Genomic DNA, 13,613 nt, shown 5'->3' with positions numbered 1-13,613 from the left:
GTATTTATTCAAGCTTCTCATGAAAATTATATTAACATGAACTTAACATCAATCTAACACGGCATATGGGAATGGATGGAGCCATAGTTCACCCTCTATTCAATGAAAAAGAGCCCTTCGCGGGCCCTGCAACCGTCTACTTCATCTACGTCAACATCCGCACTGCGTAAACATCCTTACAAAATCCACGCAGCCCGTTATAAATCCGGGGTACCTTCGCTTCCTTGGATACGAGACCGAATACCGTCGGTCCGCTGCCCGACATCAATACACCATCCGCACCAAGCCTCTGCATGCATTCTTTGAGATGTCTCACCTCAGGATAAAGGTCCAGCGTCACTTCCTCAAGCACATTGCCGAGGCTTCCGCAAAGCTGATCGAATCGCTTCTCCCGAATCGCGTTTAGCACACCTTCCGTCGAAGGATGATTCTTAATCTCCCGAGCATTCAGCTTCCCGTAAATCTCCGATGTGGACACATTGATAGGCGGTTTCGCAAGTACGACCCAGCACTGAGGCGGCGAGACGATCGGTTCCAGCTTCTCTCCACGTCCTCTAGCGACAGCCGTCCCTCCCGTTACGCAGAAAGGTACATCCGAGCCAAGCTCCGCTCCAAGCACCTGCAGCTCTTCCATAGGGATGTTTAAGTCCCAAAGCCGATTCAAACCTCTAAGCGTCGCTGCCGCATCGCTGCTGCCCCCTGCTAGACCTGCCGCTACGGGGATCTGCTTGTCCAAATGGATGTACACGCCCTGTTTGACGTCGTATCGATCCTTGATAAGGCGTGCCGCCTGAAAGGCTAGGTTCTTCTCATCGAGCGGAATATAACCCGCCTGACTGGAAATGATGATGGTGTCCCGCGAAAGCTCCTGCATTTCGATCCGATCTGCTAGATCTACCATCGTCATGACCATCTCAACTTCATGGTAACCGTCTGATCTTTTATGTAAAACATCAAGGGATAAATTGATTTTAGCCGGTGCTTTTTCAAAAATTTTCATCAGATCACCTTCTTTTGCTCGTTTGCCGTTAAAATATTATAACAAAAGCGCAAAAAAAAAGCTAAAGCATTCGCTTTAGCTTTAGAAGGGACGCTGTTCCGCTTGCGTTGCTTGCTTCGATCCCGCAATTATTTGATTTAAACCCGCCGCATTAGGTTGTATTGAATTAGAAGGTCTATAGGTATTTACATTGGTCGTATTCGACGTGTAGGCAGCAGGTGTATAGGAAGATTGTGTTTGCTGCGTTCCACTGTATACGTTCTGATTAAAGCTCGTTTGAGGCTGTGAATAGGGTTGTTGGGAAGATACAGTTTGATAGGTGGACTGATTAAAATTCGACGGAGTGTAGCTAGACGGATTGGAAGCAGCTTGACTGTAGTTAGTTTGATTGAAGTTAGGCTGACTATAGTTAGGTTGAATGTTACTTTGCTGACTGTACGTTGATTGCGTCTGGTTGATTGTGGAAGCCGCAGGGTTATACTGTTTCACCAGCTGTTCCTGAGCAATTTGGATCGCTCTCTTCACCATGTTCCCTGCATCCTTCGTTCGGATGCCCTCCCAGCCCTCACGCTGCACCACATCATAAAACCCTAGATCCTTGGCTAATTCATATTTAAAGCTTTCTGACATGATTCCTCTTCTGCGACTCATATTTGGAACCTCCTTAGAGTTTTGCTATAGTATGCCCAACCGGATGAGGTCCATTCAAATGCAAAAACAGACCCTCTGGGTCTGCTCATATAGGAATGCATTAAGCTAATGTTGGATGTAGGTGATACGAACCTGTCCATCGTCATTACATACGGTAACTTCAACGGATTCGGTAAGGATATCGGCGTAGCTGTACGACACTCGTTTAAAGGCGTGGGATTCTTGATCTAATTTCACAATAAACACAGAAGGGTAGGTTTCTTCTAAAACACCAGAACGCTCGACAGTCTTTCGACGGCCACCATTCGCTCTTAACATGATCTTCTGCCCAACGTGGGGCTCCAAACTGCGTTTGATCTCCAACAGCGCATTTTTTGCCATTGTCAACTACCACCTCTTTCCTAGTTAATTATAACTCATTCAGACAGGCATGTCAAACGCGGTCAAATATTATATCAGCACCACATTCCTGTTGTCAACGGCATTTTTGCTGAATTTTCGAAATCCCTCTCTTACAGGTTGTCTCCAAAGTTCGCAAATTATTCACACTTTTCCACTAAAAAAAGAACACTTACCCAGTCAGCCCCCTCCAAGGAGTCGAATGATAGGTAAGTGTTGATATTGTATACCATATGTTTTGTCGATTCATGTTGTTTTTACATGTACTATAGGAATATTTAAACATGATCTTCCGTATGTTTAATACCCGGAACTCCCATGCGATAGCTACCTTTCGTCTCTACCCCACCTAATCCATCCAAACCTGTCACCGTCAAATCAACGATATCAAGCATGGATATGGTATCCTTCACGGAAGTATACGACAACTTAGCAGCGATACAAAGCGGATCTAAGGCATGAATGAGGATACGAGCAGGAGAACTCGCAAAATTAGCTCCAGCTCGCAGTAAGGCCTCAAAATGAGACTGACAAGCACCAGCCACAATAATCATGGAGTCCCGATTACGCTCATATTGCCTAGCGATCTGAACAGCATTCACGAAGTTTTGTGAATTCTTATAGCTGGTCAGATTGCTCGGACCTCCACCTTTACGTTGTTTAAGTATTCCGTCATGACCGGTAATGACAACAATGTCCGGCTTAATTTGTGGAAGCAGCCTATGAAGAGCATCCGCCATTTGTGCTTCAGGAATATAAAACCCCTCTGCAGGTACACGCAATTCTCCATAGATCTGCATACTTTTACGTAAGTAAGTAGGATCGCCGTCTAAGTGCAGCACTTTGCCAGGCACTTCGAAGTAGGTTTTATTGGTATTTTGTTTATGGTTTATAGAGAGTTGGTTCTTCTCCTGCAGCTGCACCTGGGATACCGCCAGACGCCGGAGTGATTCCCGAAATTCGGGTGAACTCGATCGCGGATGATCCATAACATCTGTCGGATTTGAAATGGTTAAATCAACTAACGGCGCATCCGCAAGCAGCCTATAATCTACCCCTCGCAGGATAGCCTTCAGCTGCTCTATGCGCTCAATCTTAAACATGACGTCTCCGCCATAGGATTTACGGGTTACAAAGTCTCCTTGCCTCATCGCACAAATCCCCTCCTATGGGGTATCCTATGGCGAGACTAGGCATTTGGTGCGGGTTATTTGCAGCCGTGCGCGCGAAGAGCAGACGACAAGCGCGCGAACTCTTCCATACTGAGCGTTTCGCCGCGACGCGAAGGCTCTATGTTAATGCTGAGCAGCAGCGCTTCCAGCTCAGGCTTGTTTTCCTTAGTGAAGAACCGCGCAGCTAGGTTATTGTAAAGGGTTTTGCGCCGCTGGACGAAGGACGCCCCAACGACGGCGAAGAAGAAGTCCACGTCCGCCACCTCGACCGGCGGGGTTTTGCGCACACGCAGCCGGATCACGGCGGAGTCGACATTCGGCTGCGGCACGAAGACGGTGCGCGGTACGATCGTGACAAGCTCCGGCTCGCAGTGGAACTGCACGGCAATGCTGAGGCTGCCGTAATCTTTGGTGCCCGGGCGAGCCGCCATGCGGTCGGCCACCTCTTTTTGAATCATCACGACGATATTCTCCAAGGGAAGCTTCTCTTCGAGAAGCTTCATGATGATCGGCGTCGTGATGTAGTAGGGCAGGTTGGCGACGACACTGACGCCGTCCATGCCCTCGAAGTGCTGCCGGAATAGTTCTGGCAGATCAGTCTTCAAGATGTCCCCATGGACGACAGTAGCGTGGGGATAAGGCTCTAGCGTCTCGTCCAGGATGGGCAGCAGACGCTGATCGATCTCGACGGCCAAGACGCGGCCAGCGAGCTTGGCCAACTGCTGCGTGAGCGCCCCAATGCCAGGGCCGATCTCAAGCACAGCCTTGTTCGGCCCGAGCTCTGCCGCCATGACAATCTTGCTTAGGATATTTTGGTCAATCAGAAAGTTCTGACCCAAGCTCTTCTTGAGCACCAGACCATTTCTCTTAATAATTTGTTTCGTTTTACTCGGTGTAGCCACGTCATCGGCTGTTACAATCACTTCATTGTTGGGTACATTCATGATATAGACCTCATTATCTATAGGTTCTGGATTTCACATTCTTCATTATCATTCAATTACTTAATAAACTCTGCCCAAATCTCATGCAATTTATTTCTACATGCATAGTCATGTAAGCTCATGAGAGCTTGCTGAATGAATACATATTTTCAGTTGGAAGTTGTTGCAAGAAGTGCAACAATTGCTGCTCAATTCCCGTCTGTACGAATAGAGAAAAATAGCCATTCTACTTATCAGCTTCCAAATGCTCCAAAGCCGCCTCAAATTCCTCACGAGAGATTTGAAACATCGCACAGCGCTTATAAAACTGCTTGCCATTGCAATAGCCAATCCCTAACGCTTTACCCACAATCAGCCGGCGAGAAGCCGCCTCAACATGAACAATCAACCCTGCGGCCATAAGATCCTCCATGGTCAGCTGTGAAACCGCACCATCATATTCCGTGCGAAGGCTTTGAAGAGCCTGACGGATCGTCTCAGGCGTCGCATTCTCGACGCCAATATCACCCTTATACTCCGCCTGCTCCTGCGTAATGAAGGCATGCTTGCAGCCAGGCACCTTGGCTGCTACAATCTTCCGAATCCGTTCACCTGCGTGATCTGGATCCGTGAATATAATAACGCCTCTGCGCTGCTGCGCAAGTGCAATACGCTTTAGCACCGCTTGTCCGATCGCAGAGCCGCCTGTTTCAATCGTATCCGCCTCTACCGCTCGGCGAATAGCAGCTGTATCGTCTTTGCCTTCGACGACAATCACTTCTTTTATCATAAGCGGTTCCCTTCCCAGTACGCAGAAAAAGAAGAGGGGTCCCCTCTTCTTTCGCCCAGGTCGTCACCTGGCAACGTATATATGACATTCTTCCCTCTGAAACAGACGTTTACACGTTAATTTTCAGACGGCTTTTTCGGTCCTACCACATACACGGTGTACCCTTGCTTCGTCCCGAATTTATTGGCATAACCATGATCTTCAAAGTAGACATCAATCATTTGACCTTTCACACCGCTGCCAATATCTTCAGCACGGCGGAAGCCAATGCCCTCGATGAATACCCACCATCCGAGCGGGATGACTTTTGGATCAACAGCAATCGTTCTGCCTTCTGACACCGTAGTCCCTGTATAGGTTTTACCGTAACCAGGTGATCCTTCGGATTTACCTGTGGATGCAACGCCTGCTGAATACGCAGTTAACTTCACATTCTTCAGGATTTGTTTATAACCAAAGGTAACACCGTTCTTCGAAACCTCATCCACACTAGGCGATGAAGCCGAAAGAACAACAACAGGGTTTTTCGTTCCCACGGACACGACTTTATTAATACTTTCTGTTTGTACTTCTTCACCCACAACTGCTTCCGCGACTAAAACACCATCTTCGAAAGTCTTTTCTTTCTTCTTCAAGAGTACGCCCTCTTTACCTTCTTGGACGACTTGCTCTTTGCCTTTAAGCAGCGATGCGTCGCTCTTCTTTTCCGTGTCGAACGCAATCGGCTCAGTTACTTCCTCCGTCTCTTTTTTCACACGGACGATTTTGATTTCATCGCCCGAGCTCAGAGCGGCTGTCGGTTCGGGAGTTAAACGATCGTGCTCCCCAAGTGCAATATGTAAACGTTGCAATGCACTTTCTACCGTTCTTGCAGTTGTGTAAACAGTGGTGGTCTTTCCATCAGCAGTCAATTGAATCGGTGAGGCATGTTCGATGATAATTTTGTCTCCACCCTTGATTGTTGTCGTTGGCGCAGCGGAAATTTCATCGTGTTCACCAATCTTTATGGCTTGTTCATCCAGTAGGCGTTGCAGGACCCATTGCTTCGTATGCACAACGGTTTCTTGTCCATTCACAACCACGGATACGCTCTTGGTAGCCGTACCGTACAACAACACCAAAAACATGAAAGTCATTGCGATTGAAATTATGGCTAGACTTAAAATCAAACGCAAGTTTTCATGCTTCCATCGCAATGCGAAGGACATGCTGGATGATCGTTTTACATGGGTCTCGCTAATAGAGATACTGCCCACTTCTTCGGTCCTCCTTCAAAGCCTCGCCGCCAGGTTACAGCATGATTAGATTTGACGCGACTAAGGTTTTTTAGTTTAACTTAACGTGTTCGCCATCAGCAGTACGGTGCGAAACCGCTGCCTTCTGGTCGTCCCACACCAGTTTGCCTATTCAACATTCATATGAATTCCGGGCAATTTTTAGTCGTCCGAAATGTGTATAGCCCTTTATGAAGACAAAAAGCCAGCAAGAAGAGGACTCTTCTCGCTGGCTTAGTTTGTATAGTAAAATACACAAATAGCACGCACGACAATCGTTACCTCTCTTACGCTTACGAGGTTAGCTGACGGATTCGGACGTGAGAGTCGCCCTACTAATAGCATACGAAGTATGCTAAAAGATTCACCCCTGTTACTCACTCTGTTCACTCAAGAAGCATGCTTCTTCAGCTTACAGTGGTTCCCCCGTTCCCATAAATGGAACTCAGCGAATGGAAAAATGGCAAATTGGTTATTAAGTTATTATGAAAAGTATATTACGCTGTTAATCTTAACCTGTAAAGGGATTAACACCTACTAAAAAGGGCTAAATCGACTAAAATTCGCTTAAATGAACAATTAAATAGCTCTATTTCTACTTATATCTCACTTTAACGTACGTATACTAACTCTTTTCAACTTTTCACCCCAAAACTAGGCTTAAATTACAAATTTGTTTATAATGTTCGTATAGGAAAGTGATTCATAAATACCAATAATTTGCTAATCAGGGAGGCAATGAGATGGGCTCCATTCTACAAGTTGACTCTTTATATGGGGGATATTTACCAAGAAAACCCGTTCTTCATGACCTAACCTTTTCTATCCGTCAAGGTGAAATGATGGGTCTGATCGGACTTAATGGCGCGGGTAAAAGTACGACGATCAAAAACATTCTCGGCCTTCTTCAACCGCAAAAAGGATCCATTCGAATTAACGGTCTGACTTTAGCTGAAAATCCTTTGTCCTATCGTGCTACATACGCTTATGTACCCGAAAGCCCTGAGCTCTACGAAGAGCTTACGATCCGCGAACACCTTGAGCTAACCGCTATGGCCTACGGCTTGTCGAAGGACGACTATTTGGCTCGATCCAACTCCCTTTTGGAGCAGTTTCAAATGAAGGACAAGCTGAACAGCTTCGCCAGTCATTTATCCAAAGGAATGAAACAGAAAGTCATGATTATGAACGCATTTCTGATCGAACCCTCGTTATATATTATCGATGAACCCTTTCTCGGCCTCGACCCATTAGCGATCCGTTCATTACTCGAATTAATGGTGAAAATGAAACATAAAGGAGCATCATTCCTCATCTCATCGCATATTTTGTCAACCATTGAAAAATATTGCGATAATTACGTTGTCCTTCATCGAGGTCGTATGGTTGCTCAGGGTGATTTAGTCGAATTACGCGGGCAAACCGAACTCCCTGGAGCGTCACTAGACGACATTTTCTATAAGCTTGTACAAGGGGACTCTTTATGAGCAATATGGATATCAACACCCGTGCCTTATGGCAGCAAAGATTCGAACATTATATGAAGGAATCCATGGGCTATTGGCAATACGCAGCGCGTAGTAATTTCATCGGTCTCGTGTTGTTTCTTGTCATCATTTCTTCCTATTATTATGCAAAAATACTACAGCGTCTTCCGACAGATTATCCCTATCTGTGGATCGTGCTTTTGCTGCTCGTTCCTCTGCTATCTTCAAGCCCTATTCGTACCTTGGTAAGGAAAGCAGACCGCATGTTTTTGTTACAGATCGAACATCAAATGGGCGCTTATTTCCGAAGTGGATTCATGTACAGTTTGACACTGCAAGCTTTTTGGACATTTATCGCCTGGGTGATTTTATGGCCGCTTTATCACCACTGCCTCGGCGCTTCAGAGCAGCATTTCTTACTGATGCTCGCACTACTTCTTCTATTAAAGATAGCTAATTTATTAGCGAGTTGGCAGGAAAGTCGCTTTGCCCATGAGCGCACCAGATTAGCTTCGGTTAGCTTTCGCTGGATTGCAACAACCGCTCTCATTTCACTGCAATTTCTAACCAGCATTTTATGGGCAAGTTGCGCTGCGCTGCTTCTTATTTTCTTATGGATAGCAGCCGTTTATTTTGTATCTAAATACGTCATCGGTTGGGACTACTTGATCACCAAGGAAAATCAGCAGCAAGCTCGGCTTTATGCCTTTTTCAGCTGGTTCGTCGATGTGCCTCAAATGGGAACGCGAATAGCCCGCCGAAGTTGGATCAGCGGGCTGACACGGTTCATACCTTTTAGACAAGATGCAACCTTTTTGTACCTATATATGAAGACATTGCTGCGTACGGAGCTGTTCGCGATCGTACTGCGTATCACCTTGTTAGGGGTACTAGCTATAGCCGTTTCAAGCAGCGGTACTGCAAGGAGTTTAATCTTCATGATTTCTCTTCTAATTTCCCTTGTTCAGTTATCGTCTCTCGAGCGCGCCCATCGCTATACGTTCTGGCTGGAGATGTACCCGCTCAATCAGAATTCAAAAGCCGGTTCGCTGGCCTTTATTATTTGGTCTGTCTTGCTTCTAGAGCTATGTATCTTGACAATTCCTCTTATGATTCGCTCTTCACCAATCTATCTACTCGTTCCACTAATCAGTCTCATCTTCATCTCTTTCAGCTGCGGCATTGTGCTTCGTCGCAAGTTCGAGAAAAACGCTTTACTTGAGACCTAACAATCGAATGGCATTGTTCGTTGTTATTTCCGCTATTTCCTCCAAAGTCAACCCCCGAATTTCCGCGGCTGTCTCAGCTACCAAGCGAACATAGCCGGTTTCATTGCGCTTGCCGCGGAAAGGATGGGGGGTCAGGTAGGGAGCATCGGTCTCAATTAATAAACGATCTAACGGAACTTTCGCCAGCACTTCCTTCGGTTGCTTAGCGTTCTTAAACGTAACTGGACCTCCAAAAGAAATATGAAAATTCATATCCAGACACTGCTTCGCCGTCTCCCAGCTTCCTGAAAAGCAGTGCATGATTCCCCCCACTTCCTCGGCCTTCTCTTCTTTTAAAATATGCAAAATATCTTGATGGGCATCTCGATTATGTATGACAATGGGCATCCCCAATTTACGCGCTAGACGAATTTGCTCCCGAAATACCCGCTGCTGTACATCCTTCGGCGACTTATCCCAGTAGTAATCTAGTCCAATTTCTCCGATGGCAACAACTTTCTCATGCTTGCACAACTCTTCAATCCATTCCAAGTCCCCAGGCATCATATCAATAGCATCAACAGGATGCCACCCTACCGTAGAATAGATGAAATCGTACCTCTCAGCGAGGGCAATCGAACTGGGTATGGTCTCCCGGTTGAAGCCTACATTTACTATTCTTGTCACCCCGGCGTCCAGCGCTCGTTCTATCACTTCATCTTGATCTTCATTAAATTGTTCAGCATTTAAATGTGTGTGTGAATCCGTTAGCATTTATGTTCTCCCTTAAATTGAAATATTCTATTGCACTTATTTTCTAGCTTATCTTGTTAATCTTGCTCACCTAGCAGTGCCCATAAATCAGGATAATTGGTTGCGTTCAAGCGTTCCAACAGCTCTTCTGGATAATAAACATGATGCTTACCCATTTGGAATCCGCTGATGGACTGCACAATCTCAGATCGATGAGTAATTTCCGTTAATGTCTCCTTATGATCCAGCAGAAAAATTGGCAAATTGTCATCTGTTTCACCCGGTCTGTACACGTCATAGGATTGATTCGATGGAAAATCAATTTCCATGTAATAGGTAGGGTCGAATCCGACCTCAGCCATCACTTTTTCCATCAGCTTAATCTGACGTTGATTAGATTCATCAAAGGTGCTGTATTTGTACAACTTACGGTCCAAAAACCGTTTACACATATCGCCTAAAATAGGATCTTTCTCATTACTCCAGAAAGCTAGCATCGTCTGCATAACAGACTCATCCAATAGTAAATAATCTTCCAACGTAATTTTATTCTGAATCAGATGCAAAATAGGCTCAACCATAAATCCAAACGAATAATTTTCTTCGTATAAATGTTTAGCACGCGCAAAAATCTTGTGCAGCAAAATTTCCGCACTGCGTGTCACAGGATGGAAATATACCTGCCAGTACATTTGATAACGGGACATTAAATAGTCTTCTACAGCATGCATGCCGCTTTCCTTAACAACAATGTGCCCCTTATAGGGCCTAATAACACGAAGTATTCGCTCCAGATCGAATGTGCCGTAATTTACACCAGTGAAATAGGCGTCACGCAGCAAATAATCCATACGATCTGCATCCAACTGACTCGATACAAGACTAACCACAATTTCTTCACTATACGATTTACAAATAACGCCCGCCACTTTTTTCGGAAAATCAGGTGACACTCGACTGAGGACTTTGTTCACATCGGTATCTCCAAGGACAATTCTGCACGACCAATCTTCATGTCTCGTTCCAAAAGCTTTTTCAATGGAATGCGAGAAGGGTCCGTGACCAAGATCATGTAGCAATGCCGCACAAAGGCAGAGTAAACGTTCCTCTTGTGGCCAATCCTCATAGTGATTGCGTTCGAATTGTGAAATGATTTTCCGAGTGATTTCATACACACCGAGTGAATGAGAGAATCTACTATGCTCAGCACCATGAAAAGTTAAATAAGAGGTGCCTAATTGCCTTATGCGGCGCAATCTCTGAAACTCTCGCGTATTAATTAAATCCCAAATCGTATTGTCCTGCACATAAATATATTTATGAACCGGATCTTTAAAAACCTTCTCTTCCTTCATCCATTCACAACCTCTCTCTTTAGCAAATTTAAATTATTTCGACAGTTCTCTTCGTTACTTCGACACGTTTGTCGCATTATGTCGAATTGCAAATTCCAATTTATCAGTCTTACTAGGCTAACCTTTATCTTCGTAATTTTAAACTTTTATAGGAAGACACACGTAATATATTCCTTACATCTCCTTATTCTGCTTGGTTTTTCTGATATTTTAAACAGAAACTACATTTAAATTTTTTTTGAATAACTTACTTTAATAGTCGAAAATATGGTTGACTATTTTGGGAATCGTTGGTATCATAAAGCAAGAAGATATGTCGAAACATGACGATATTGATAAATTTTTGATAAAATCGAAAGGGGTTTATATATATGATGAAATCTACGGGAATTGTAAGAAAAGTTGACGAATTGGGTCGCGTTGTTATTCCAATCGAGTTGCGCCGCACATTGGGTATTGGTGAAAAAGACGCTTTGGAGATTTATGTAGATGGCGAGCGCATCATGTTGAAGAAATATGAGCCTGCTTGTATCTTCTGTGGTAATGCTGAAAACGTATCTTACTTCAAAGGAAAAATTGTTTGTCATATTTGTTTAGCAGAAATGCCAACACCTGTGACAAAATAAGAAAAGTAGTATATAATAGAAGTAGCACTTATCCTATTGGTAATTCTAACCTTTTTCATATCTCCTTTAATCTCTAATTTGTTGGCTTCGGCCACGAATTAGAGATCTTTTTTTTGTCCGGAGAATGATATAACGGAGAGTGTGGCGGGAACGCTGCACTTCCCGCGGCTTTAGCGCTCGAGCAGTGCATTGTAAACATCGCGCTTGGAAAGCCCACGATCGCTCGCGACCAACTTCAGTGCATCCTTACGATCACTTCCGCTTTGCTCGTAGTGCTCAACATGCTCCCCTAGCGTCATCGCCTCCCACCAGCCATCAGCTGCTTCGCGGACTGCCTTCTCCGAGGCGCCTTCGGCGATCACGCAGTACTCGCCCTGAGGCGGGTACTGCTCTAAGTGCGCGAGGCACTCTGCGATAGTACCCCGCAGGAACTCCTCGTACCGCTTCGTCAGCTCGCGGGCGAGACATACCCGGCGCTCCGCCCCCCACACTTCCGCCATGCGGGTAAGTGTTTTCTCTACACGGTGCGGCGATTCATAGAACAGCAGCGTATCCTGCGCATGCTGCAGCCCTTCAAGCACCTTCGTCTGATCCTTTTTCTCCCGGGGGAGAAACCCGACGAAGGCGAAACGCTCTGTCGGCAAGCCTGATGCAATCAGCGCCGACAGGGCCGCATTCGCGCCGGGGATAGGCACCACCGGCACGCTCTGCTCTACGGCCATCCTCACCAGGTCATAACCTGGATCGGAGATGGCCGGCAGCCCTGCATCGCTGACTAGCGCGATGCTCTGCCCTTCAAGCAGCAAGCGGACGAGTTCGGGTCCGCTTGCTTGCTTGTTGTGTTCGTGATAGCTGACGAGTCGCGTAGCGACCTCGAAGTGCGTCAGCAGTTTGCGTGTTTGCCGCGTGTCCTCAGCGGCAATCATGCTCACTTCCTTCAGGGTGCGAATCGCACGGAAGGTCATATCTTCTAGGTTGCCTATCGGTGTGGCAACCAGGTATAGCGTGCCAACGCCGCTTCCATCCTCGCGATAGCTCTTTTGCACATTCAAGCTCACTGTTAGTTCCCTCTTCACTTTTTATGATTATCTTACGAAGTTACGATAATTAAATAATGCTTACGCATATGTTGTTATTTTTTTCTACGAAAATTCTAAGATTATGCTTACGTAGCTAGATTTCTTACGAAAACTCTAAGGAGCTTCTGCCCCCGTAGTAAATTTCTTTCAGTTCTTTACAGTACTCTTGATTCTCATCATAAACAATAAGCGGCGGTAAGGTACGGATCTCTGGCTTTCCATCCTTCATTCCCTCGATCAACACCATCATTGCTTCTTCCCCAGCACGTGCGTGCACATAGCGAATGCGTTTCGGTTCAAGACGATATTGCCTCATTAAGCAGCAGATATCGATTAAACGCGTAGCCCTGTGGACCATCGCCACCTTACCGCCAGCCTTCACCAGCTTTGCGCTCGCCGCAATGACATCTTCCAAGTTGCAATATATTTCATGACGAGCCGCAGCGAAATGCTCATTGGCGTTCTGCTCACCGTTAGGCACAGGCAGATAGGGAGGGTTCACCGTTACGGCATCAAATTGGCCATGACCTAAGGTTTCGTGAATGTTCTTCAGATCCCCCTGGAGCATATGTAACTGGTCCTCTAATCCATTAATCTCTGCATTGCGAACCGCCATATCCGCGAGCCGCTCTTGAATTTCAACACCCCAAATCTCAGCGCGTGTCCGCGTTGTTAAGAGCAGGGGGACGACCCCATTGCCAGTACATAAATCAATCATGCGCCCCTTGGGAGCCACACTGCAGAACCGGCCTAGCAGGACGGCATCTAGTGAAAAGCTGAACACTTCATCACTTTGAATTATTTTCAAATCATACGTCAATAAATCATCAATTCGTTCGGTAGGTCGTAACTGTACTTGCTTCATACGTATTCTCCGTCATTTCCTTTCGGGTCTG

13 protein-coding genes, 1 pseudogene and 1 riboswitch are annotated in these 13,613 nt (G+C 45.8%); of the genes and pseudogenes, 3 read left to right on the top strand and 11 right to left on the bottom strand.

Annotation, left to right across the window (positions count from 1 at the left end; translation table 11 throughout):
- Positions 1–145: 145 nt before the first annotated feature.
- The 7 genes and pseudogenes from ispE to QFZ78_RS23940 all read right to left on the bottom strand — a co-directional run bounded on the left by ispE (position 146) and on the right by QFZ78_RS23940 (position 6,191).
- The gene (gene ispE, locus QFZ78_RS23970) at positions 146–1,000 is read right to left on the bottom strand and encodes a 4-(cytidine 5'-diphospho)-2-C-methyl-D-erythritol kinase (RefSeq protein WP_307551280.1); all 855 of its coding nucleotides are present in this window, start codon (positions 998–1,000) and stop codon (positions 146–148) included.
- Positions 1,001–1,480: 480 nt separating this feature from the next.
- Positions 1,481–1,651 (bottom strand): annotated as a pseudogene (locus QFZ78_RS23965) (small, acid-soluble spore protein, alpha/beta type); the annotation flags it as partial.
- Between the two features lie 105 nt (positions 1,652–1,756).
- On the bottom strand, positions 1,757–2,032 hold the full coding sequence (veg, locus tag QFZ78_RS23960; protein ID WP_028557365.1) for a biofilm formation stimulator Veg: 276 nt from the start codon (positions 2,030–2,032) through the stop codon (positions 1,757–1,759).
- A 296-nt stretch (positions 2,033–2,328) separates the two neighbouring features.
- The gene (yabG, locus tag QFZ78_RS23955) at positions 2,329–3,201 is read right to left on the bottom strand and encodes a sporulation peptidase YabG (RefSeq protein ID WP_307551278.1); all 873 of its coding nucleotides are present in this window, start codon (positions 3,199–3,201) and stop codon (positions 2,329–2,331) included.
- 56 nt (positions 3,202–3,257) lie between these two features.
- Positions 3,258–4,166 carry a 16S rRNA (adenine(1518)-N(6)/adenine(1519)-N(6))-dimethyltransferase RsmA gene (gene rsmA / locus QFZ78_RS23950; RefSeq protein ID WP_307551277.1) on the bottom strand — a complete coding sequence of 303 codons (909 nt, stop codon included), beginning with the start codon at positions 4,164–4,166 and terminating at the stop codon, positions 3,258–3,260.
- Between the two features lie 226 nt (positions 4,167–4,392).
- A complete protein-coding gene (gene rnmV, locus QFZ78_RS23945) occupies positions 4,393–4,935 on the bottom strand; it encodes a ribonuclease M5 (protein WP_307551276.1) in 543 nt (180 codons plus the stop codon).
- A 116-nt stretch (positions 4,936–5,051) separates the two neighbouring features.
- Complete coding sequence (locus QFZ78_RS23940; RefSeq protein ID WP_307551274.1) at positions 5,052–6,191, bottom strand: resuscitation-promoting factor; 1,140 nt, start codon at positions 6,189–6,191, stop codon at positions 5,052–5,054.
- A gap of 293 nt (positions 6,192–6,484) precedes the next feature.
- Positions 6,485–6,670: riboswitch (cyclic di-AMP (ydaO/yuaA leader) on the bottom strand.
- 282 nt (positions 6,671–6,952) lie between these two features.
- Here QFZ78_RS23940 and QFZ78_RS23935 point away from each other — a divergent pair.
- Positions 6,953–7,696, top strand: coding sequence for an ABC transporter ATP-binding protein (locus QFZ78_RS23935; RefSeq protein WP_307551272.1), 744 nt, complete (start codon positions 6,953–6,955; stop codon positions 7,694–7,696).
- Positions 7,693–8,925, top strand: a complete 1,233-nt coding sequence (locus QFZ78_RS23930) for an ABC transporter permease (protein WP_307551270.1) — start codon at positions 7,693–7,695, stop codon at positions 8,923–8,925. Before QFZ78_RS23935 ends, QFZ78_RS23930 begins: the two co-directional genes overlap by 4 nt.
- Here QFZ78_RS23930 and QFZ78_RS23925 read toward each other — a convergent pair.
- Together QFZ78_RS23925 and QFZ78_RS23920 are read right to left on the bottom strand one after the other, a co-directional pair.
- Complete coding sequence (locus QFZ78_RS23925) at positions 8,911–9,678, bottom strand: TatD family hydrolase (RefSeq protein WP_307551268.1); 768 nt, start codon at positions 9,676–9,678, stop codon at positions 8,911–8,913. The two genes, QFZ78_RS23930 and QFZ78_RS23925, sit on opposite strands and share 15 nt — an antisense overlap.
- Positions 9,679–9,734: 56 nt before the next feature.
- A complete protein-coding gene (locus QFZ78_RS23920; protein WP_307551266.1) occupies positions 9,735–11,012 on the bottom strand; it encodes an HD domain-containing protein in 1,278 nt (425 codons plus the stop codon).
- Positions 11,013–11,383: 371 nt separating this feature from the next.
- Between QFZ78_RS23920 and QFZ78_RS23915 the strand changes: the two genes are divergently transcribed.
- On the top strand, positions 11,384–11,638 hold the full coding sequence (locus QFZ78_RS23915; protein WP_028557356.1) for an AbrB/MazE/SpoVT family DNA-binding domain-containing protein: 255 nt from the start codon (positions 11,384–11,386) through the stop codon (positions 11,636–11,638).
- A gap of 170 nt (positions 11,639–11,808) precedes the next feature.
- Here QFZ78_RS23915 and rsmI read toward each other — a convergent pair whose 3' ends face one another.
- Both rsmI and QFZ78_RS23905 read right to left on the bottom strand, forming a co-directional pair.
- Positions 11,809–12,696 carry a 16S rRNA (cytidine(1402)-2'-O)-methyltransferase gene (rsmI, locus tag QFZ78_RS23910; RefSeq protein WP_307551264.1) on the bottom strand — a complete coding sequence of 296 codons (888 nt, stop codon included), beginning with the start codon at positions 12,694–12,696 and terminating at the stop codon, positions 11,809–11,811.
- Between the two features lie 124 nt (positions 12,697–12,820).
- Positions 12,821–13,582, bottom strand: a complete 762-nt coding sequence (locus QFZ78_RS23905) for a tRNA1(Val) (adenine(37)-N6)-methyltransferase (protein ID WP_307551262.1) — start codon at positions 13,580–13,582, stop codon at positions 12,821–12,823.
- Positions 13,583–13,613 lie beyond the last annotated feature (31 nt).

Origin of the sequence: Paenibacillus sp. V4I5, assembly GCF_030817255.1 — a bacterium.
Classification (GTDB): domain Bacteria; phylum Bacillota; class Bacilli; order Paenibacillales; family NBRC-103111; genus Paenibacillus_E.
The sequence above is the reverse complement of the archived record's forward strand: the minus strand, read 5'-3'. Positions and strand labels throughout refer to the sequence as shown.

Excerpts from the sequence above, each read along its gene's own strand:
- QFZ78_RS23930 (WP_307551270.1), top strand. The coding sequence starts at position 7,693 with ATGAGCAATATGGATATCAACACCCGTGCCTTATGGCAGCAAAGATTC.
- QFZ78_RS23920 (WP_307551266.1), bottom strand. The coding sequence starts at position 11,012 with ATGAAGGAAGAGAAGGTTTTTAAAGATCCGGTTCATAAATATATTTAT.
- veg (WP_028557365.1), bottom strand. The coding sequence starts at position 2,032 with ATGGCAAAAAATGCGCTGTTGGAGATCAAACGCAGTTTGGAGCCCCAC.
- QFZ78_RS23935 (WP_307551272.1), top strand. The coding sequence starts at position 6,953 with ATGGGCTCCATTCTACAAGTTGACTCTTTATATGGGGGATATTTACCA.
- yabG (WP_307551278.1), bottom strand. The coding sequence starts at position 3,201 with ATGAGGCAAGGAGACTTTGTAACCCGTAAATCCTATGGCGGAGACGTC.
- ispE (WP_307551280.1), bottom strand. The coding sequence starts at position 1,000 with ATGAAAATTTTTGAAAAAGCACCGGCTAAAATCAATTTATCCCTTGAT.
- rsmA (WP_307551277.1), bottom strand. The coding sequence starts at position 4,166 with ATGAATGTACCCAACAATGAAGTGATTGTAACAGCCGATGACGTGGCT.
- QFZ78_RS23925 (WP_307551268.1), bottom strand. The coding sequence starts at position 9,678 with ATGCTAACGGATTCACACACACATTTAAATGCTGAACAATTTAATGAA.
- rnmV (WP_307551276.1), bottom strand. The coding sequence starts at position 4,935 with ATGATAAAAGAAGTGATTGTCGTCGAAGGCAAAGACGATACAGCTGCT.
- QFZ78_RS23905 (WP_307551262.1), bottom strand. The coding sequence starts at position 13,582 with ATGAAGCAAGTACAGTTACGACCTACCGAACGAATTGATGATTTATTG.
- QFZ78_RS23915 (WP_028557356.1), top strand. The coding sequence starts at position 11,384 with ATGATGAAATCTACGGGAATTGTAAGAAAAGTTGACGAATTGGGTCGC.